This window comes from Demequina sp. (genome assembly GCF_016278765.1).
In the GTDB taxonomy this organism is placed as follows: domain Bacteria; phylum Actinomycetota; class Actinomycetes; order Actinomycetales; family Demequinaceae; genus Demequina.
This window is the reverse complement of the sequence record NZ_JADQBE010000042.1, coordinates 1-19,109: the sequence shown is the minus strand read 5'-3', so window position 1 is coordinate 19,109 and position 19,109 is coordinate 1. Positions and strand designations below refer to the sequence as shown.

Genomic DNA, 19,109 nt, shown 5'->3' with positions numbered 1-19,109 from the left:
GGGGCCCATTTTCGCGCCTCAGCGGCGTCGCTTGGTTAAGGTTGCGACCGCGGTGGTGGCAAGGATGGCGACGGCGACTGCAATCCATACGGCCCAGTTGACGCCGCGGTCGCTCCCGGCGTCGTCCGCAGGTGGCGGTGTGGCCGGGGCTGGCGACATCGACGCGGTCGCAGAGACCTGATCAGGCGAAGCCGACGCCGATGCCATGGAGGCGTCGGGGGGCGACGTCTCCGATGCCTCGGCGACGTAGTTCAGTGTGCCCTCGATGGGGTGCCCGTCACCCGCGACAACGCGCCAGGACACCGTGACGGGTCCCGCCGCCAGCGCGGGCAACGTCGCCTCAACCGATGCCGGGCCGGGGCGCCGCACCTGCAACGGAACCGAGTCGCCGATCGCATCCGTCACGGTCATCTCCGTGCCGAGGCCAAGCAGGTCATCCGAGAAGGTGAGGGTCACGGACGTGCCCTTCCCCACCGTGTCGCCCTCCACCGGCTGCACGTCAATCAGTGACGTGTGAGCGGAGGCGGGAGCGGCCACGAGCAGCATCATCGCGGCACTTGCGGCAACTGTCAGGGAGATGGCCTGGGAGGACTTCATACCGCCATTGTCACCTGTCCGTCACCCATCTTTCACCCTAGCCGCGGCGCCCGCTTCGCGGACTGCACCTCGCGTGCGTCACAATGATGGCGTGAAAGTCGCGCTGGTTGCCGAGTCGTTCCTGCCGCACTCCAACGGAGTCACGAACTCCTTGTTGCGCGTCATCGACCACCTCACGGCCCGGGGCGACGAGGCCATGGTCATCGCTCCAGAGTCGAAGGGCAGCCAAGGCCCGGTGCGCTACGGCATCGCGTCGATCACCCGCTTGCCGGCGATGGGCTGGCCGGGTTATCGGGATGTGAGGGTCGCGCTCAGCGGCGTCGGCAAGATTTCCAGGGTGCTCGAAGAGTACGAGCCCGACATCGTCCACTTGGCGTCGCCATTCACTCTTGGCTGGACCGCGGTGCGCGCGGCGAATGAGTTGGATCTGCCGAGCGTGGCCGTCTACCAGACGGAGATCCCCAGTTATGCGGACCGCTATCGGATGGCCTGGGGAGAAGGCATCCTGTGGAATCGCGTGCTCAACATTCATGAACGCGCCGACCTCACCCTCGCGCCGTCAACCTATGCGATGAGGCAATTGGAGCAGCTCGGCGTGCCCCGGCTGCGGCTGTGGCCTCGCGGCGTCGACGCGGCACGTTTCGACCCCACCAAGCGTTCGGCGGACCTGCGCAAGACGTGGGCGCCCAACGCCGAGGTGGTTGTCGGCTACGTGGGCCGTCTCGCGGCGGAAAAACGGGTCGAGGACCTGGCCCAGCTCGCGAGCGTGGACGGCATCAGCGTGGTCATCGTGGGCGAGGGACCCTCCCACCAGAAACTGCAGGCGATGCTGCCCGATGCCCACTTCACTGGCTTCCTCACGGGTGACGACCTCGCCGAGACCGTCGCGAGCTTCGATGTCTTTGTGCACTGCGGCGAGGTCGAGACGTTCTGCCAGACCATCCAAGAGGCCCTCGCGTCGGGCGTCCCTGTGGTGGCTCCGCGACGCGGCGGACCGATCGACCTCGTCGACCACGGCCAGACGGGATTCCTGTACACGCCCGGACAGTTGGATGAATTCGTCGGCTACGTCTCCACGTTGGTGAATGACACGGAACTGCGCGAGCGCTTCTCCGCTCACTGCCGCATGTCGGTCGAGGGTCGGACTTGGGAGAAGGTCTGCGACGGGCTCATGGACTACTACGCAGAGGCGACGCGGATCCGCGGCGACCGGCCCGCGCTCGTGGCCGATGACGACAAGCTGTTGCGCGGCCTGGTGTGGCGTCCCGGCGAGGTGGCCTCGGCCAAGGCACGCGGGCGTCGGGCGAAGGGCGACGCCTGATGCGGATCGCGCACATCGCCAACTTCTATGGACCGACGTCGGGGGGCCTGCGGACGGCCATGCACGCGCTCGGGTCCGGCTATCTGGAACGCGGCCACGATGTGTTGCTGGTGGTTCCCGGGGCGGCCGATGCGGACGAGCAGACGCCGTACGGTCGCCGCATCACCGTGCGAGCCCCCGTGGTTCCGACATCCGGCGGCTACCGGGTCATCACCCGCACTCGCGAGGTGCGTGGGATCCTGACCGGCTTTGCGCCCGACGTGCTTGAGGTGTCCGACCGCACCACGTTGCGGTCGCTTGGCGGGTGGGCATCGTCGCGAGGCATTCCGTCCGCGTTCTTTGCGCACGAGCGGGCAGACGGCATCCTTCACGCAAACCTGCCTTCGTGGCTGGACAGCAACCTTCCCGTGGAAGGCATGGCCGACTGGCACAACAGGGGCACCCACCGGCTGTTCACCACGGTGGTGTGCACCACCGAGTACGCGCGCGCGGAGTTCACTCGCGCGGGCCTCGATTCGGTCAAGGTGCCGCTGGGAGTTGATCTTGATCGCTACCACCCCCGCAACGCGAGTGCTGACGTGCATGCGCGGTACGCCTCCGGGGCCGAGTCCCTCGTGCTGATGGCGTCACGGCTGTCCACGGAGAAGCGGCCAGAACTCGCGATCGAGGCGGTGCGGCTACTGACTGACAGGGGGCGCTCTGTCCGCCTGGTGAGCGCAGGCACAGGCAACATTGCGGCCAAGATGCGGGAGCTCGCAGAGGGCCTGCCCATCACGTTCCTTGGCTTCGTCACGGATCGGGAGCTCTTCGCTCAACTTCTCGCAAGCGCCGACGTGGTGGTGGCGCCCGGCCCCATCGAGACCTTCGGCTTAGCAGCGCTCGAGTCACTCGCGTCTGGCACCCCCGCCGTGGTCAACGCCGCATCGGCCCTTCCCGAGGTGGTGGGTGACGCCGGCGAGGCCGTCGCCGGTACTCCAGAGGCTTTTGCCGATGCGATCGAGGCGGTGCTTGCAAGAGACGCGGGCGAACGTCGCGAGACGTCACGCGCCCGTGCGGAGACGATGCCGTGGTCGGCCACGGTCGAGCGGATGCTCGCGCTCCACGAAGCAGCTCTCGACGCGACCCAGAAGGAACGGGACCCCGGGAGGAACTGATGAGTACCCACGCTGCTGAACGGCCCACACGGGGCCCTCGGGTAGTGGCACTCGGAGATTCCATCACCTTGGGTGTTGGCGACTCGACGCAAGCGGGCGTCGGCGCTGGCTGGGCGGCCCACCTCGCACACGCCGTCGGCGCCTCCGAGTTTGTGAACTTCGCCGCCAACGGCGCTCGCGCGCGCGACCTGGCAGCCACCCAGATCCCATCGGCGCTCATGGCGCGCCCCGACATCGTCCTCATGACGGTGGGCGGCAACGACGTGTTGCGAGGCGATTTCTGTCCGGCGGAGATCACCGCGCACCTGAAGGACGCCCTCGAGCGGCTCGAACGGCCAGGGCGAGAGATCGTGATGATCGGCCTCGACAGCATTGCGGCGTTCTCTGTGCTGGGCCGCCGCATCTCTACCGTCATGGGACGACGCATCGGGCTGGCGAACGCGGCGATCGTCGCCGCGGTGGCTGGCACTCGTGTGCATCTGATCGACGGCGCGGAGGTGTTTGGTCGCTTGGGTGACATCGCGTGGCATATCGACCGCATTCACCCCTCACCCGAGGGCCACCGCGCACTCACGGTCGAGGCCCTGAACCGCTTGTCGCACCAGTTGGTCCAAGCAGCCCCCATTAGCGATGCGGGGCCCGCACCTTCGCTGATCTCGCGCGCCTGGTGGATGACCCACAACGGCGTGCCATGGGTCGCCAAGCGGTCACGGGATCTGCTGCCTCAGATGGCGCGAGTAGTGACCCACGAGCTTCTCGAGGAACGGCGCTCAAAGGCGCGGCCAACCGTTCCCGCCTGAGCCCAGGCATGACGAAGGGCCGGGCGCTGGTCGCGCACCGGCCCCTCACCTGTGAACAGTTAGACGAGCCAGCCGTTCTTCTTGACGATGTCAAGTTTGCGCCACCAGCCACCGATACCAATGGCCTGGTACTTGAGTTCGACGTACACGATGCCGATTCCGGCGAGTGCGTACACGATGTGGTCGTCGAGAATCGGGTTGGTGCCGGGCCACATCTGTGTGAGGTACATGAACAGCAGCATGGCGGCAGCGGACCAGGCGCCGACCTTGGTGCCGATGCCGAGCATGAGTGCCAAGCCGATGCCGAGCAGTCCAAGCATGAAGGGCCAGTCGGTCCAGCGGTCGGCGCCCAGGTTCACGAAGAAATCGTGGAAGGGGCTGTCGGGGTTGCCGCCATACACGAGGTAGCCCTCGGTGACGTGTCCGCCGTTGATCCAGGCCGCGGGACCGAAGTAGTCGACCGCTCCGGTCTCGCCGTCCTTGCCGGTGGAGAGGCCGAGTGCCAACAGCTTGTCGAAGAATGCCCAGAGGAACACGAAGCCCAAAGAAATGCGGGCAAGGCTCAGGAAGATCCAGCCGAACCTAGATTCCTTGGCTGTCGAGACGCCGCTGTCGCTTGTATTCGTTGCCATGTTTTTCTCCTATTCGAGGTCGTGGGGGACCCAAGCGCTTGTCAGCGCTCACTACAGACTTTAGGACGGTCCCGGTCCCGGGACCCAGGACCTGTGTCCCTTTGCACAGCATACTGGAGCAAGTCCCCTGCTAGAGTAGCAAATACCGTCGGTTTCCCATGACGGATGTCCTTGCGTGGAGGTACGCGTGTGTGCCCCGGCGCGTTTATGGGGCCTTCAGAGGTTCGGTGAGCAGGCTGTTCACGTAGCCTGCGAGCGCACCTGCCATGTCGGTGTCTGCGTCCAACAGCCACTGAATCTGCAATCCGTCCATGAGCGCGATGAGGTGCGCGGCCGCAACGGTTGGCACCACGCCTTGGCGGAGCTCTTGAGCAGCCGCGAGTTCTTCGAGACCCCTCACCAGCGTGGCGCGAAGCGAGGAGTAGCGTGCCACAAAGTAGGCGTGGGCGGGATGATCAGGGGCGGTGGCCTCCACCGACAGGCTCGCGAAGAGCTCGACGAGGCCGCGCTTGGCCGCGTTCTTCGCCGCCCCCGCCACGAGGTGCTCCAGTAGCGCGCGCCCGTCAAGGTCCGCGAACTCGACCACGCCGTCGTCCTCCTCGACGCCGTCCACCTCATCGCGCCGCTCGAGCGCCGCCATGAGCAGCGCCTCTTTGGTCGGGAAGTGATAGAGAAGGCCGGGATGGGTGATGCCGGAGCGCGCCGCGATGTCGCGCAGGGAGGTGGCGCGATACCCCTGCCTTGCGAACATCACCAGAGCGGTGTCGAGCACCTGTTGCCTGGTGGCGTCGCCCCTGATCGAGCGTCCGTCGACGGTCATGGCCACCTCCTTGCTAACTTTTCTACCACCTGGTAGAAAATGTCACGTGACTACCTCGCCCTACCTCGACCCCTCTCTTCCCATCTCCGCACGCGTCGCGGACCTCGTGTCATGCATGACCCTGCCGGAAAAGGTGGGCCAGATGATGCAGTTGCCCGGCAAGAACGGGGTCGAGTCCCCCATACGCGACTTTCACGTGGGATCGCTGCTCCACGTGTCTCCCGATGGCCTGGAAAGGGCGAGCGCGCTCACCGAGGAGACCAGGCTACGCATCCCCGTGCTCGTGGGAGAGGACTGCATTCATGGACACTCATTCTTCGAGGGCGCCACGATCTTCCCCACCCAATTGGGACTCGCCGCAAGCTTCGACCCCGAACTCCTGGAGCGCGTCGGGCGCGTGACGGCCGTCGAGGTGGCAACCACGGGCATCCACTGGACCTTCTCCCCCGTGCTGTGCATCACCCGCGACCTGCGCTGGGGCCGCGTGAGCGAGACGTTCGGGGAGGACCCCCACCTCATCGGCGAGCTTGCGGCAGCCATGATCCGCGGCTACCAAGGTGATGGACTGAAAGACCCCACGGCGATCCTGGCCACGGCCAAGCATTTTGCTGGCTACTCGGAGACCCAGGGTGGCCGCGACGCCTCTGAGGCCGACCTCTCCCGCCGCAAGCTGCAGTCGTGGTTCTTGCCGCCTTTCGAGAAGGCCGCTCGCGAGGGCTGCGCCACGTTCATGCTGGGCTACCAGGCAATCGACGGCACACCGATCACGATCAACACATGGCTGTTGGGCGACGTGCTTCGCAAGAAGTGGGGTTACCAGGGCATGCTCATCACGGACTGGGACAACGTGGGCAACCTGGTGCGCGAACAGCGACTGTTCCCGGACTACGCTCACGCCGCAGCTGCGGCGGTCAACGCTGGTAACGACATGATCATGACGACGCCCGCGTTCTTTGACGGAGCCCAGCAGGCCGTCGCCCAGGGTCTGCTCGACGAACGCCGCGTCGACGAGGCGGTGGGACGCATCCTCTCGCTCAAGTTCGAACTCGGGCTGTTCGAGAACCCGCGCTTGCCGGACGTGGAGCGCCAGCGTGCCACGATCGCTCAGCCCGCTCACACGGAGCTCAACCTCGAGACGGCACGCCGCTCGCTCGTGTTGCTGCGCAACGACGGCCTCCTCCCGCTGGGCACTTCCACCCGTCAGGGCGGCACCACCGCGCGCAAGATCGCCGTGGTCGGCCCGAACGCCGACAACCCTGACACTCAACTGGGCGACTGGGCAGGCAACTCCGGACAGGCTCACTGGCTACCGAACGGCCACCCGCGCGCGCGCATCACCACGGTGCTCGACGGTCTGCGCTCACTCGCACCGGCGGGCTGCGAGGTGGCGTACGCCAAGGGCGCGGAGATCATCACGACAGGGCCGGATCCGATCGGCGAGTTCTTCCCAGACGGGCAGCCGCGGCCAGACATCGCCATGCCGGTCGAGCCGGATCAAGCCATGATCGACCAGGCTGTCGAGGCCGCACGCGACGCCGACGCTGTGGTGGCCGTATTGGGTGACCGCATCGAGCTGGTGGGCGAGGGCAGATCCACCGCGACCCTCGAGTTGCTGGGGGGCCAGGTGGCGCTCCTCGACGCGCTCGTTGACACGGGCACGCCAGTGGTTCTTGTGGTGCTCGCCTCGAAGCCTCACGTGTTGCCGCCGTCGGCTGACCGCGTTCCCGCCGTTGTGTGGGCCGCAAACCCAGGGATGATGGGCGGCCAGGCCATCGCGGAACTCCTGTTCGGTCAGATCGAGCCGAGTGGCCGCTTACCGATCTCGTGGCCCCGTCACGTCGGCCAGCAGCCCATCTACTACAACCAGATCGACGCGCAGCACGGGCACCGCTATGCGGACCTCACGCAGGAGCCGGCGTGGGTGTTCGGCGACGGCCTGGGGTATTCCACCGTCGAGTATCGGGATCTCGAGGTGCTCACGCCCTCGCTCACCGCGAGCGAAACCGTCCGTGCTCGGGTGACTGTGTCCAACACGGGACGCCGCGCGGCGGTGGAGACGGTCCAGGTCTATGTCCGAGACGTGAATACCTCCGCGACCTGGGCGGATCGCGAACTCAAGTCCTTTGCCCACGTGAGCGTCGCGCCCGGCGAGTCGGCCACTGTCGAGCTTGCAGTGCCGACCGCCGCATGTTCGATCGTGACGTCCGAGGGCGAACGCGTCGTGGAGCCCGGCGCCTTCGAGTTGCTCGTGGGCCCGTCCTCAAGGCGCGAGGACCTCCTGGTCGGCGCGTTCGAGGTGACCGTCTCATGACTGCGGCAGAGCACGTCATCGAGACACCGCGCCTGCGCAAGGCCCGCATCGGAGTCAGCCTGCTGTTCCTCGCCAACGGTGCCATGCTCGCCAACCTGGTGCCCCGTCTGCCAGAGATCAAGGAGCACCTCGAACTCAGCTACACGGGCTTCGGCGTCGCCTGGGCCTTCGGCTCGCTCGGCGGAATCACGCTGGGGCTCCTGTCAGGGACGATGCTGCGGCGGTTCGGTTCCGCACGGCTGGCTACGCTGACGCTTGCCATTCAGGCGTTCGTGATCTGGAGTGCCGGTGTGTCCCCAGTGGTCGGCGTGTTTGCCGTGCTCCTGTTTCTCAACGGTGCACTGGACGCCAACACCGACGTGGCCCAGAATGCCCAGGGCATGGGGGTCCAGCGACGCATGGGCCGCTCGATCATCAACGGCCTGCATGCCATGTGGTCGCTCGGGGCGGCCCTCGGCGGCCTGCTGGGCGGCGCGGCGATCGCCTTGAACCTGAGCATCGGCGTGCACCTCGGACTGTCATCGGTCCTGTTCCTTGGGATGGCGGCGGTGGCTCGCGTTTTCATGTTGGGGCCCGACACGGGAGTGGACCGCGAACAAGCCGAGCCAGCGCACGATGCGCCGCGACGCGGATTCCGCATTCCGCGCTCCGCTGCCATCGCGCTCGTCATGCTCGGGCTCATCGCGATCGCGGGCGCTGTCGCAGAGGATGCGGCTATCACGTGGTCTTCGATCTACATGGCTGACGATCTGGGCGTCGACGAAAGGCTGGCGGGCTACGCGCTTGTGAGCCTCATGGCTCTGCACTTTGTGGGTCGTCTCATCGGCGACAGGCTCGTCGACCGGTGGGGAAACCGCGCGGTGGCCCGGGCCGGAGGGGCGCTCGCTGCGGTGGGCATGGGTATCGCACTTGCGTGGCCCACTGTCGCTGGCACGCTGGTGGGCTTCGCTGCGGCCGGACTTGGCGTGGCGACCACGATTCCCGCCGCCTTCGCGGCTTCCGACGAGATCCCGGGGCTAAAACCTGGTACCGGCATCACCTTGGTCAGTTGGGCGCTGCGGCTTTCGTTCCTTGTAGGGCCTCCTCTCGTGGGCGTGATCGCGGACGCCACGAGTCTGCGCGTCGGCTTGTTGCTGGTGCCCGTGGCTGGGGTGGCCGTCGTGCTCCTGGCGGGTTCGCTCACAGGGCGGGGGCATCGCGACGTCTCCCCTCCCGCCGTCATCACTCCGGCGCACTGAACGGCACACCAACCACTACCCACGGTCTGCTTGCCACCTGGCTTTGGCTGCCGCAGGTCCACCGGGGATCGTCCCGAGAGGAAGCTGGCAAACGAGCGCCGACACATACCACGGCGTTGCGGGTGGAGTCTTCCCGCGTGGCGAATCAAGCGGCGTTGCGGACAGAGTTCTCCCCGGCTGTCTTGGGCAGAGCTGTAGCGCTCGCGACGGAGTTCTCGCGTGTGCCCGTGGTCGGGACAGAGCCCTCCCGGGTGTCGGTCTCGAGCGGGTCTGTTCCGTCAGTCCCACCCAGGGTGGCGGCGGCGAGTCCTCCGGAGCGTGGTCGTTGGAGGGGGTCGATGTGAGGTGGAGGGATGAACTCGACGGCTCCGTTTCGGATGCGGATGCCCCACCCTTGTCGGTGGATGTCGTGGTGACAGCGCGTGCAGAGCATGACCCCGTTGTTGAGATCTGAGCGTCCTCCGTGTTCCCACCACGCGATGTGGTGCGCTTCGCAGTGTTCTGGTGGAGCGTGACACTTCGCGCACCCCCCATCACGTTCCAACAAGGCCAGGCGTTGAGCTCTGGTGAACATCCGGACGTTGCGGCCTTGGTCAAGTATCTCGCTCGGTCCGCCAAGGACCTGGGGAATCACACCTGCGTCGCCCGCGAGTCTGCGCAGCTCACTCACGGACACGGGCTGGTCGGTGCCATCAATGGTGCCCAAACCCTCTCCGCAGTTGAGGTCGGACAAGTTCATCCGCACCACGATGGTGGTGCGGATCCCCGAGCAGGTGGTTTCCTTGCATCCCAAGGCGTGACGAGCGAGGTCGCTCAGGGCATCAGCCTTCATTTGGCCGGGGGTGCGTTGATCCTTGTCCGTCGGGTCTTTGTCACGACGCTGACGAAACTGTTGAGTCACCATCTGCTCAAGCACGGTCCGGATCGGGGCAGCGGTGACCGCATCCAGACGACCACTCAATGTCACCATCCCCGTGTGGTCCTCACTCCAGGTCAGATAGCGCTCAGAGTGTTGACGCCTCTCCCGGGCTTCATGACCTGCCAAATCGGCTCGTGCGACCGCGTGAGCAACAAGCCTGCGCACCTCACGCGCGCCAAGAGGCACTGCCTTGTCCACCAGGCGCCTCTCGAGGTCGTGCAATTTCTCGCGCGGGACACAGTCCGCGAGTGTCTGCAGTCCGGAAGTGATCATGGCGGCCGCTTCCTTGGAAAGATCACCGGCTAGTGATGCTTGGGCGATGGCAGGGAAGCGGGGTGCCGTGGGTGTGGGAGGCGGCCCCTAGTCAGGCTCGCCGGTCGCGACATCGTCCGAGCGCAGCACCGGCTCGGGCAGCAACGCCTGCCCGACCTCAATAGACCGCCGCGCACTCGCCTGCGTGCCACCCGTCACCGACGCGACCATCGAGGTCGCGTTGCCAAAGCCTTGCCGACGCGCGAGTCCACCACCAACCTGGTCCGGAGTGGAGCGTCGTGCGATCTCGCCTGCATAGCGGGCTTCCAAAGCATCGGCCACGCGCCCCAACTTGGCGACAGCGTCGTACTCGGCCATAAGAACCTCATGCGACAGACCAGAAATGTCACGACGCGCGAGAGAGCTCACCAATTCGCTCGCTCGCACGATCTGAGCGGTCTCCATCACCGCCGCCTGTTCTGTCATAAAAACAGTCAAACACAAGGGTCCGACACATGCTTAGCAGGCACGATGACCTGTGGACAACCCCGCGAGACCCAGCCTGGGCACGACACTGAGCAGGTGGCACAAGGGCCTGCGAGAGGGGTGACGAGAGGGCTGACGAGAGGGCTGACGAGAGGGCTGGCGAGAGGGCGTGCGAGAGGGGTGACGAGAGGGCTGACGAGAGGGCCTGCGAGAGGGCTGGCGACCGGCGCCCAGGGTAGCAACGGGCCGCGCGATCCGAGCGGCGACCACACCCGCAAGAGCTCGCGGCCGGTACAAACCAAGCCAGCAGGGGGCCAGACAAGGCGAAATCCGGTACGGATTAAGCCATTGCGGTGGGCGGAAGGCTCAGCCGCACCACAGCACCCCACGCCCCCCTGGCTGGCACCATGGGTGCGATGGACACGATCGTCAAACAACGCGCCGACGCCCCTCCCGGATTCTTCGAGGCAGAGGCCGCGGGCATCCGCTGGCTGGCCGAAGCGGGCGGCGCCGCAGTGGCCGCAGTCGTGGACGTGTCTCCTGGGCGCATCGAGCTTGAACGCATCGAGCACGCCCCGCCAACGGCAACGGCAGCCCACCGGTTCGGCCGCGACCTCGCCGCCACGCACAGGGCGGGCGCGCCAGCGTTCGGGGCCGCCCCCGAAGGCTGGAACGGCCCGCTCTTCATCGGCCGACGCGAGATGCCGCGCATCGAGTCCTCAACCTGGGGCAGGTTCTACGCGGCAGGGCGCGTGCTTCCCTTCGCGGAGGCCGCCGTCGCGGCAGGGAACCTCACCGACACCGAGTGGCAGGCAGTACAAGAGGCGTGCGAGGCCGTGGCAGAGGGCCACTTCAACGACGACGCCCCTCCGTCCCGCATCCACGGGGACCTGTGGGGCGGCAACGTGCTGTTTGGACCAGACGGCGTGGTGATGATCGACCCTGCCGCTCACGGCGGTCATGCCGAGACGGACCTGGCGATGTTGGCCCTGTTCGGCGTTCCCCACCTCGCGCGCATCATCGAAGGTTACGAGTCAGTTGCCCCGCTACGAACCGGATGGCAGGAACGGACTCCCCTCCACCAGCTCCACCCCCTCGCGGTGCACGCTGCTGGCCACGGTCGCGCCTACGGCGTCGAACTCGCGCGGGCAGCCCGCGCGACGCTGGCGCATGCCACGTAGCGACTGAGGAATACCTCGACGCCCCCTGCGTTATTAGATGCATACGCATATATCTGACGTCCCAATCACCAGGAGACACTCCATGCAGTTCGGCATCATGTCCGTGGGAGACATCACCCGCGACCCCACCACGGGCTACACGCCCTCGGAGGCGGAACGCATCACCAACGTGGTGCGGATCGCCAAGCACGCGGAAGAGGTAGGCCTCGACGTCTACGCGACGGGCGAGCACCACAACCCGCCCTTCTTCTCTTCGTCCCCCACCACACTGCTTGCCGCCATCGGAGCGCAGACAGAGTCGATCATCCTCACCACGTCGACCACCCTCATCACCACGAATGACCCTGTGCGCCTCGCGGAGGAGTACGCGACGCTTCAGCACCTGGTGAAGGGGCGCATGGACCTCATGCTCGGCCGCGGCAACACGGGCCCCGTGTACCCGTGGTTCGGCCAGGACATTCGCCAGGGACTTCCGCTCGCGCTCGACAACTACAACCTGCTTCACCGCCTGTGGCGAGAGGACGTCGTCGATTGGGAAGGCAGTTTCCGCACTCCGCTCCAGGGCTTCACCTCGACGCCGCGCCCGCTCGACGACGTGCCCCCGTTCGTGTGGCACGGCTCGATTCGCACTCCCGAGATCGCGGAACAGGCCGCGTACTACGGCAATGGCTTCTTCGCCAACCACATCTTCTGGCCCAAGGAGCACACCCAGCGGATGGTGCAGTTCTATCGCCAGCGCTTCGAGCACTACGGTCACGGCACCGCCAAGCAGGCGATCGTCGGCCTCGGCGGCCACATCTTCGTCGGCAAGTCCACCCAAGAGGCCAAGGAAACCTTCAGGCCTTACTTCAACGAGGCCCCCGTGTACGGCCACGGGCCGACGCTTGAGGAGTTCTCCGAGATGACGCCGATGGCGGTGGGAAGCGTCCAGGAGGTCATCGACAAGGTGATGGGGTTCCGCGAGTATGTGGGCGACTACCAGCGCCAGCTTTTCCTTGGCGACCATTCGGGACTTCCCGTTGACATGGTCCTGAAGCAGCTCGACATCATCGGCGGCGAGGTTGTCCCGGTGCTGCGCAAGGAGTTCGCATCGCTCCGTGACCCAGAGGCCCCCGACGCCCCCACGCACCCGAGCCTCGTCAAGGCCAAGTACGGCGACGCGGAGCCCCGCCAGCCACGCCCCAACGCCAACCGCGGCGACAACGTCACGGGCTCGTCTCCCTACCAGGACACGCCCGCCGACGTGGTCGCCACCATGCCGGCACTGTGATGACCACCGTCGACGGAGCCGCAGTGAGTGTCGCCACCCCCATGCGGCAGGCCAACGAGGCGTGGGAGGCCCTGCTGGGCGCCCACACCACGCTGATGCGACGCTTCGCGGCCGAGGACATGTGGTGCGACATCTCGCTTCATGAGTACGACGTGCTTTACACGCTGTCCAAGTGCCCCAAGCCCCAGCGCCTCGGCGAACTGGGCCGCCACCTCATGCTCAGCCAACCGGGGCTGTCGCGCCTGGTCGAGCGCCTGGTCGAGCGGGGCCTGCTCGCCAGGCAGCCGGATCCGGCCGATGCCAGGGCCACCTTGCTCTCGCTCACGGAGGAGGGCCGCGCGGTCCAGCGACGCGTAGGCCGGGCGCACGCCAGTTCCGTCGCCGACGCCATGTCGGCGCGCCTCACCCCCATTCAGATGTCCACCCTCGCGGCGCTCGCCACGCTGCTGAACCGCACGGAAGAGGAACTGTCATGACCTCACCCCTGAACCTCGTCGTCGTCAACGCCGGGGTGTCCGACCCGTCGTCCACCAAGTTGCTGGCCGATCGCGCCGCCTCGCGTGTGAGGGCGGTGGGCCAGGCCCGCGGTCGCGAGGTCACCACCACGGTGATCGACCTGCGCGAACTGCTCCCAGAGCTCCCGGCCGCGCTTGCGTCTCAGCACTTTGGCGAGCGCTTCAAGCGGGCCATCGCCGCACTCGTAGACGCCGACGGCCTCATCGCCGCCACACCCGTGTACAAGGCGGGAGCGTCGGGGCTATTCACCTCGTTCTTCCAGGTGCTCGACAACGACTTGCTCATTGGCAAGCCGGTCATCCTCGCCGCGACCGCCGGCACGGCGCGTCACGCGCTCGTGGTCGACGAGGGAATGCGCTCGCTGTTCGCCTACCTGCGCACGCTGACCGTGCCCACCAGCCTGTTTGCCGCGACGGAGGACTGGCAAGACAAGGCCCTCACGGGACGCATCGACAGGGCCGCGCTCGAACTGGCGCTGCTCATGGAGTCCGGCTTTGCCAAGGCGGTGCGCGACGAGTCCTGGCAGAACTACCAGCACGCGTTCGGATCGGCTGGTGGAACAGAGACGGGAATCGACCTCGAGTCAGACCTGATGCGCCTCGCCGCCGGCGGCACCTCGCCCAAGAAGACGTCCTAGCACGTGAAGGGAGCCCGATGAACGAGATCAGAAACATCTCCATCACTCGCAATGACGCCTCCGGGCGCTACCACATCACAGTGGATGGCCAGGAGGCCGGATTCGTGGCATTCGAGCAGTCAGATACCCACATCGCCTTCACCCATACCGAGTTGCTCGACGCTTTCCAAGGCCAGGGAGTCGGCTCTCGCCTCGCGGCAGAGGCGCTCGCCGACGCCGCTTCGCAAGGCCTCACCATCATTCCGCTGTGCCCCTACATGGCCCGCTACCTGGAGCGTCACCCCATCGACGGCGCCAGGATCGACTGGCCGACCAGTCCGCCGCGGTCATGATGACCGGGCCGCGCGCAGACGTCATGCCGTCGCGCGAGGTGCCGCTGGGTGGCCTGCGTTCCATGAACGTCCAACGCGCCTTGCCGCAACGCGCGCTTCCCACGGTGGGCGCCTGGTGCTTTCTAGACCGCTTTGGGCCGCAGCGCACCACCATGAGGGTGGAACCGCATCCCCACATGGGCCTGCAGACCGTCACATGGCCGCTCGCGGGCGAGATGCGCCATCGCGACTCGCTCGGCTCCGACGTGGTGTTGCGCGCTGGCCAACTCAACCTGATGACGAGCGGCGCCGGCATCGCGCACTCGGAGTACTCGCTTGGCGACGGGGATGACGAAATCGACGCTGTGCAGCTGTGGGTCGCCCTACCGGAGGCTACCCGTCACGGCGAGCGCGGTTTCGAGCGTCACGAGAGCCTTCCCACGCTTTCCCTCGCGGCGGATCACGGCGCCGACGCCGACGCCACCGTCGTCATGGGCACCCTTGCGGGTGTCGCATCCCCCGCAACCATCCACACTCCCCTGGTAGGAGCCCAGATATGCATCGCCCCTGGCTCGAGCGTCGGCATTCCCCTTGAGGCTGCGTGGGAGCATGCCGTGGTGGTGCTCGACGGCGAACTCGACGTCCACGCGTCGTCCGCGCCAGGAGACGCCCCCACGCGCCCTGGCCGCAACGACCTCCTCTACCTCGGCACCGGTCGCGACCGCGTGAACGTGGCGTCAGAGAAGGGCGCGCTCGTGTTCCTGTTGGGCGGTGAGCCCTTCGCCGAAAACCTGGTCATGTGGTGGAACTTCGTGGGCCGTAGCCACGAGGAGATCGTGGAGGCTTGGGACGCGTGGCAGGGCCGCTCGGCGCGCTTTGGCGAGGTGGACGGCCATGGGGACGTGCGCATTCCCGCCCCGCCGATGCCCGCCGTGCGGCTCACCCCGCGCCGCCGGCGGTAGGTCGCGCACACCGATCCCACCGCGCCGCTAACGTGAGGGCATGAGCCCTCTCTCCGGTACCCAGGTCCACCTGGCCCGCGGCGCCCAGACCGCCACTATCGCCACCGTCGGCGCTGCGCTACGCACCTACAGCGTCGGCGGCAGTGACGTCGTGGTGCGCTTTCGCGAGGACGAGGTCGCACCCGCCTTCCATGGCAAGGTGCTGACGCCGTGGCCCAACCGTCTCGCGGACGGTGCCTACTCCTTCGGCGGCCGCGACCTGCAGCTGGCGATCAGCGAGCCCTCCCGCCACACTGCCTTGCACGGGCTGTCGTGCTGGGACGACTGGGCGGTGGCAGAGGCATCGGCCGATGCGGCGACGCTCGTACTCGACCTCCCGGCTAGTCCCGGCTACCCGTTCTCGCTGCGCGTGAGCGTCGCCTACGCGCTCACCGACGACGGGCTCACCATCACCACGACCGCCCTCAACACGGGCGCGACCGCCCTGCCGTACGGCGTCGGCTACCACCCGTGGATCTCGCCGGGCACCGGGTCTCTCGACGATTGCACGCTCGAGGTGGGCGCGGACAGCCTGGTCACGGTGGACGACCGGCTACTGCCCACCGGCACCACTCGCGTGGCAGGAGACATGGACTATCGCGAGGCGCGCACGCTCGCGGGCTCCGACCTTGACGACGCCTTTGCGGATCCGATCCGCGACGCCGACGGCCGCTCGTGGGCGCGCCTCACGCGCGGCGACGGGTCCACGGTGGCGATCTGGATGGACGGCGCCGCGAAGGCGTGGCAGGTGTGCACGGGCAACCACATCAGCCCCGCGTCTGCGCAACGCTCGGGCGTGGCCATCGAGCCGATGTCCTGCATCGCCGACGCCTTCCGCACGGGCGACATGCTGGTCACCCTGGAGCCCGGTGAGGCTCACACGCTGGTGTGGGGCATGGCGCTTCTGTAGAGCCGGCCACGCTCTGCACAGCTACCAGCGGGACAGCCACCAGTTGCGCATATAGTCTGTTGGTTGTGCATACAGCGCCGGGGTTGATCACCCACCACTTCGGTTCCAAGGTGGCCCTGCGCTCGGAGTGCGACGCCGAGGTGCTTCGCCGCTACCAGGCCCTCAAGGACGACGCGCGCGTCGCCATGAAAGCCAGCGTCAACGCGGGCGTCGTGCGCCCCTCTCTGGACGAAGAGGCACGGCTGCGTTATCTCCTCTCCCGGCCCATCGGCACCCTTCTTGTCGAACTCCTGACGGAAGGCCTGTTCACCACGCGCCAGATGCTGGACGACTACCTGGACTACGTGGGAGACCCTCCCGGGGAGGATGCCCGAGCCGACGATGCCGCCGCGTGACGTCGAGGCGCCATCCACCCGTTCCTCACCTCAAGAAGGCACACCATGTCCAGCAATGTTTCAGATGGCACCATGGCCATCGAAGTCGAGGGCCTCACCAAGAACTTCGGCGCCGTCCAAGCGCTATGCGGACTCGATCTCTCGGTTCCCACTGGCCAGGTGACAGGCTTTCTTGGTCCCAACGGCTCGGGCAAGACGACCACCATCCGCGTGTTGCTGGGCCTGCTCAGGGCCGACGGCGGTCGCGCGTCACTCCTGGGCGGCGATCCCTGGGTCGACGCGGTCGCCCTCCATCGGCGCATCGCCTACGTTCCCGGCGACGTCACACTGTGGCCTAATCTCACGGGTGGCGAAGCCATCGACATCCTTGTCAGGCTCTCCGGTCCACTCGATCCCCAGCGCAAGGCGCTGATGCTGGACCGTTTCGAGCTCGACCCGACCAAGAAGTCCCGGACATACTCGAAGGGCAACAGGCAGAAGGTGGCGCTTGTCGCCGCGCTCGCGTCGGACGCCGAACTGCTGCTTCTCGACGAGCCAACCAGTGGCCTGGACCCGCTCATGGAGGCGGCGTTCACGGAGTCAATCCGTGAGGTGAAGGCCGCTGGCAAGTCCGTGTTGCTGTCCAGCCACATCTTCGCGGAGGTGGAGCGGCTCGCGGACCGGGTGACCATCATCCGCGATGGCGCGACCGTCGAATCGGGCACCATCGCTGAACTGCGGCATCTGACCCGAACCCAGGTCACCGCGGTGATCGACAGCGGGGCGTCAGGCCTCGCATCGCTCCCGGGCGTCCACGACTTTGTGGTGGTCGACGGGAGGGCAACCTTCGCCGTTGACGAGGCCGCCATGCCAGCGGTGCTGGGCGCCATGGCCACGCTCAGTCCCAGATCACTCGTCGCCAACCCGCCGTCGCTCGAGGCCCTGTTCCTGCGCCACTACGGCAATGAACTGGCCGCGCTGGCTGAAGGTGATCAGACGTGACGGCCACGGTTCCCGTCACGGAGGTCGATGCACCCGCAGGGACCGGTCGGCAGTCCGACGCCTTGGCTGGCCTCGGCACCATGGTGCGGCTCATCGTGCGCCGCAGCCGCGTGCGGCTGGCGGTCTGGTTCGTCGTGCTCGTCGGGATGTTCGCCTACATCGCCTCGTACTACCACACACTCTTTCCCACCCAGAAGTCCCTGGATGACTTCGCTGCGGTCTCCGACACCCCTGGCATCAGGGCCCTGACGGGACTGTCTCCCGCCGCAGACACCCTCGGCGGCGCCGTCTGGACCAAGGGATGGATGACAATCGCCTTGAGCCTGGCGATCGGCGCCGCATTTCTCGTCACTCGTGCCGGCAGGGCCGACGAGGAGGAAGGGCGCACCGAACTGCTGCGCTCGAGGATGCTCGGACTGCATGCGTACGCCACGGCGTCATGGCTCGTCAACGGGCTGCTGTGCCTCGTCGTCGGCGCTGGCATCGCTCTGGCCTCCATCGCCAACACCCTGGATCCCCAGGGCGCCGGAATCGCGGGGTCTCTTGTCTTGGGAGCATCGGTTGCGGGAGTCGGCCTCGTGGGTCTCGGCGTGGGCGCGGTCGCCGGGCAGGTCGCCTCCACGTCGCGCGGGGCCAACGCTCTCGCTTCCGCCGTCATCATCGGCTTCTATGTGCTGCGGATGATCGGCGACCTGGGCAATGGGGTCCTGTCGTGGGCCTCGCCGATCGGGTGGGGCCAGCGCATGCAGCCGTACGCGGGGAACCTGTGGTGGCCGCTCGCGCCGCTGCTCGTGCTCGCGGCCGTGCTGTTGGCGCTAGCTGCCCTGATCGAGGGCCGACGAGACCATGGCTCGGGACTGCTCGCCGATCGCCCCGGCCCGGCAGGCGCGCCGCTCCGCTTTGCCTCGCCGCTCGGACTCGGCCTGCGCCTCCAGCGCGGACCGATCATCGGATGGACAATTGCCGTCGTCTTGACCGCCCTGCTGTTCGGCTCGATTGCCGACACCATGAACACCTTCATCGCCGACGCAGGGGACGCCATGGCGGAATTCACGCGCGGCGCTGGCGTGGATGCGCTGCTTGCCCTGCTCGCGGGGATGATCGGGCTCATCGCCGCGGTCTTCGCCACCCAGTCGGCGGTTTCGCTACGCACGGACGAGGCGAGCGGAATTGTCGAAACCCAACTCGCTGGAGGGTTGTCGCGGACCAGGTGGGCGCTCGGGAGGTTACTGATTCCCGCCGTCGGTTCCGCCGTGCTCCTGCTCGTCGGGGGCGGAGGACTCGGCCTTGTCTACGGCTCAACGATCGGCGACGCCTCGCAGGCCGCCACGATGACGGGCGCCGCGCTCGCGTATTGGCCCGCCGTCATGATCCTCG

General features: G+C 67.0%; 21 protein-coding genes and 1 pseudogene. 15 read left to right on the top strand and 7 right to left on the bottom strand.

Features of this window, described 5'->3' with window-relative positions; genetic code table 11:
- Positions 1-18: 18 nt before the first annotated feature.
- A complete protein-coding gene (locus QZZ29_RS08055; protein WP_291382472.1) occupies positions 19-597 on the bottom strand; it encodes a copper resistance CopC family protein in 579 nt (192 codons plus the stop codon).
- Positions 598-688: 91 nt separating this feature from the next.
- On the opposite strand from QZZ29_RS08055, the gene QZZ29_RS08050 reads away from it, so the two are divergent.
- From QZZ29_RS08050 to QZZ29_RS08040, 3 genes are read left to right on the top strand one after another with little or no spacing between them, the layout of a single operon-like run.
- Positions 689-1,918 carry a glycosyltransferase family 1 protein gene (locus QZZ29_RS08050; protein ID WP_291382471.1) on the top strand — a complete coding sequence of 410 codons (1,230 nt, stop codon included), beginning with the start codon at positions 689-691 and terminating at the stop codon, positions 1,916-1,918.
- A complete protein-coding gene (locus QZZ29_RS08045) occupies positions 1,918-3,072 on the top strand; it encodes a glycosyltransferase (protein ID WP_291382470.1) in 1,155 nt (384 codons plus the stop codon). Before QZZ29_RS08050 ends, QZZ29_RS08045 begins: the two co-directional genes overlap by 1 nt.
- Positions 3,073-3,116: 44 nt before the next feature.
- A complete protein-coding gene (locus QZZ29_RS08040; protein WP_291382469.1) occupies positions 3,117-3,872 on the top strand; it encodes a GDSL-type esterase/lipase family protein in 756 nt (251 codons plus the stop codon).
- Between the two features lie 59 nt (positions 3,873-3,931).
- Here the strand turns inward: QZZ29_RS08040 and QZZ29_RS08035 are convergent, their stop codons facing one another.
- Together QZZ29_RS08035 and QZZ29_RS08030 are read right to left on the bottom strand one after the other, a co-directional pair.
- Positions 3,932-4,504, bottom strand: a complete 573-nt coding sequence (locus QZZ29_RS08035; protein ID WP_291382468.1) for a hypothetical protein — start codon at positions 4,502-4,504, stop codon at positions 3,932-3,934.
- Positions 4,505-4,709: 205 nt separating this feature from the next.
- Complete coding sequence (locus QZZ29_RS08030) at positions 4,710-5,324, bottom strand: TetR/AcrR family transcriptional regulator (protein ID WP_291382467.1); 615 nt, start codon at positions 5,322-5,324, stop codon at positions 4,710-4,712.
- Positions 5,325-5,370: 46 nt separating this feature from the next.
- Between QZZ29_RS08030 and QZZ29_RS08025 the strand changes: the two genes are divergently transcribed.
- On the top strand, positions 5,371-7,635 hold the full coding sequence (locus QZZ29_RS08025; RefSeq protein ID WP_291382466.1) for a glycoside hydrolase family 3 N-terminal domain-containing protein: 2,265 nt from the start codon (positions 5,371-5,373) through the stop codon (positions 7,633-7,635).
- The gene (locus QZZ29_RS08020; protein WP_291382465.1) at positions 7,632-8,873 is read left to right on the top strand and encodes an MFS transporter; all 1,242 of its coding nucleotides are present in this window, start codon (positions 7,632-7,634) and stop codon (positions 8,871-8,873) included. Before QZZ29_RS08025 ends, QZZ29_RS08020 begins: the two co-directional genes overlap by 4 nt.
- Positions 8,874-9,018: 145 nt before the next feature.
- Here the strand turns inward: QZZ29_RS08020 and QZZ29_RS08015 are convergent, their stop codons facing one another.
- The 4 genes and pseudogenes from QZZ29_RS08015 to QZZ29_RS12785 all read right to left on the bottom strand — a co-directional run bounded on the left by QZZ29_RS08015 (position 9,019) and on the right by QZZ29_RS12785 (position 10,800).
- On the bottom strand, positions 9,019-9,417 hold the full coding sequence (locus tag QZZ29_RS08015) for an HNH endonuclease signature motif containing protein (RefSeq protein WP_291382493.1): 399 nt from the start codon (positions 9,415-9,417) through the stop codon (positions 9,019-9,021).
- A pseudogene (locus QZZ29_RS08010) lies at positions 9,418-10,116 on the bottom strand (DUF222 domain-containing protein); the annotation flags it as partial.
- A 36-nt stretch (positions 10,117-10,152) separates the two neighbouring features.
- Complete coding sequence (locus QZZ29_RS08005; RefSeq protein ID WP_291382464.1) at positions 10,153-10,530, bottom strand: hypothetical protein; 378 nt, start codon at positions 10,528-10,530, stop codon at positions 10,153-10,155.
- A 33-nt stretch (positions 10,531-10,563) separates the two neighbouring features.
- Entirely contained in the window at positions 10,564-10,800 is a 237-nt protein-coding gene (locus tag QZZ29_RS12785; protein WP_366479280.1) for a PT domain-containing protein, read from the bottom strand.
- Positions 10,801-10,946: 146 nt separating this feature from the next.
- Here QZZ29_RS12785 and QZZ29_RS08000 point away from each other — a divergent pair, with 146 nt between their 5' ends.
- The 10 genes from QZZ29_RS08000 to QZZ29_RS07955 all read left to right on the top strand — a co-directional run.
- Positions 10,947-11,711 carry a fructosamine kinase family protein gene (locus tag QZZ29_RS08000; protein WP_291382463.1) on the top strand — a complete coding sequence of 255 codons (765 nt, stop codon included), beginning with the start codon at positions 10,947-10,949 and terminating at the stop codon, positions 11,709-11,711.
- An 82-nt stretch (positions 11,712-11,793) separates the two neighbouring features.
- Positions 11,794-12,981, top strand: a complete 1,188-nt coding sequence (locus tag QZZ29_RS07995) for a CE1758 family FMN-dependent luciferase-like monooxygenase (RefSeq protein ID WP_291382462.1) — start codon at positions 11,794-11,796, stop codon at positions 12,979-12,981.
- On the top strand, positions 12,981-13,457 hold the full coding sequence (locus tag QZZ29_RS07990) for a MarR family transcriptional regulator (protein WP_291382461.1): 477 nt from the start codon (positions 12,981-12,983) through the stop codon (positions 13,455-13,457). Before QZZ29_RS07995 ends, QZZ29_RS07990 begins: the two co-directional genes overlap by 1 nt.
- A complete protein-coding gene (locus QZZ29_RS07985; protein WP_291382460.1) occupies positions 13,454-14,134 on the top strand; it encodes a CE1759 family FMN reductase in 681 nt (226 codons plus the stop codon). The genes QZZ29_RS07990 and QZZ29_RS07985 overlap by 4 nt, the downstream gene beginning before the upstream one ends.
- Before the next feature lie 17 nt (positions 14,135-14,151).
- Positions 14,152-14,466, top strand: a complete 315-nt coding sequence (locus QZZ29_RS07980) for a GNAT family N-acetyltransferase (protein WP_291382459.1) — start codon at positions 14,152-14,154, stop codon at positions 14,464-14,466.
- A complete protein-coding gene (locus tag QZZ29_RS07975; RefSeq protein WP_291382458.1) occupies positions 14,463-15,407 on the top strand; it encodes a pirin family protein in 945 nt (314 codons plus the stop codon). The genes QZZ29_RS07980 and QZZ29_RS07975 overlap by 4 nt, the downstream gene beginning before the upstream one ends.
- 40 nt (positions 15,408-15,447) lie before the next feature.
- Positions 15,448-16,356, top strand: a complete 909-nt coding sequence (locus tag QZZ29_RS07970) for an aldose 1-epimerase family protein (RefSeq protein ID WP_291382457.1) — start codon at positions 15,448-15,450, stop codon at positions 16,354-16,356.
- 65 nt (positions 16,357-16,421) lie between these two features.
- Entirely contained in the window at positions 16,422-16,751 is a 330-nt protein-coding gene (locus QZZ29_RS07965) for a hypothetical protein (RefSeq protein ID WP_291382456.1), read from the top strand.
- Between the two features lie 45 nt (positions 16,752-16,796).
- Positions 16,797-17,732: an ABC transporter ATP-binding protein gene (locus QZZ29_RS07960; RefSeq protein ID WP_291382455.1), complete on the top strand. Its 936-nt coding sequence runs from the start codon at positions 16,797-16,799 to the stop codon at positions 17,730-17,732.
- Positions 17,729-19,109, top strand: a 1,381-nt coding sequence (locus QZZ29_RS07955) for an ABC transporter permease (RefSeq protein WP_291382454.1), incomplete at its 3' end; no start/stop codon positions are given. The genes QZZ29_RS07960 and QZZ29_RS07955, both read left to right, overlap by 4 nt.

Coding starts and splice junctions, on each gene's coding strand:
- QZZ29_RS08055 (WP_291382472.1), bottom strand. CDS start 597: ATGAAGTCCTCCCAGGCCATCTCCCTGACAGTTGCCGCAAGTGCCGCG.
- QZZ29_RS08045 (WP_291382470.1), top strand. CDS start 1,918: ATGCGGATCGCGCACATCGCCAACTTCTATGGACCGACGTCGGGGGGC.
- QZZ29_RS08035 (WP_291382468.1), bottom strand. CDS start 4,504: ATGGCAACGAATACAAGCGACAGCGGCGTCTCGACAGCCAAGGAATCT.
- QZZ29_RS08030 (WP_291382467.1), bottom strand. CDS start 5,324: ATGACCGTCGACGGACGCTCGATCAGGGGCGACGCCACCAGGCAACAG.
- QZZ29_RS08020 (WP_291382465.1), top strand. CDS start 7,632: ATGACTGCGGCAGAGCACGTCATCGAGACACCGCGCCTGCGCAAGGCC.
- QZZ29_RS08005 (WP_291382464.1), bottom strand. CDS start 10,530: ATGACAGAACAGGCGGCGGTGATGGAGACCGCTCAGATCGTGCGAGCG.
- QZZ29_RS08000 (WP_291382463.1), top strand. CDS start 10,947: ATGGACACGATCGTCAAACAACGCGCCGACGCCCCTCCCGGATTCTTC.
- QZZ29_RS07995 (WP_291382462.1), top strand. CDS start 11,794: ATGCAGTTCGGCATCATGTCCGTGGGAGACATCACCCGCGACCCCACC.
- QZZ29_RS07990 (WP_291382461.1), top strand. CDS start 12,981: ATGACCACCGTCGACGGAGCCGCAGTGAGTGTCGCCACCCCCATGCGG.
- QZZ29_RS07985 (WP_291382460.1), top strand. CDS start 13,454: ATGACCTCACCCCTGAACCTCGTCGTCGTCAACGCCGGGGTGTCCGAC.
- QZZ29_RS07980 (WP_291382459.1), top strand. CDS start 14,152: ATGAACGAGATCAGAAACATCTCCATCACTCGCAATGACGCCTCCGGG.
- QZZ29_RS07975 (WP_291382458.1), top strand. CDS start 14,463: ATGATGACCGGGCCGCGCGCAGACGTCATGCCGTCGCGCGAGGTGCCG.
- QZZ29_RS07970 (WP_291382457.1), top strand. CDS start 15,448: ATGAGCCCTCTCTCCGGTACCCAGGTCCACCTGGCCCGCGGCGCCCAG.
- QZZ29_RS07960 (WP_291382455.1), top strand. CDS start 16,797: ATGTCCAGCAATGTTTCAGATGGCACCATGGCCATCGAAGTCGAGGGC.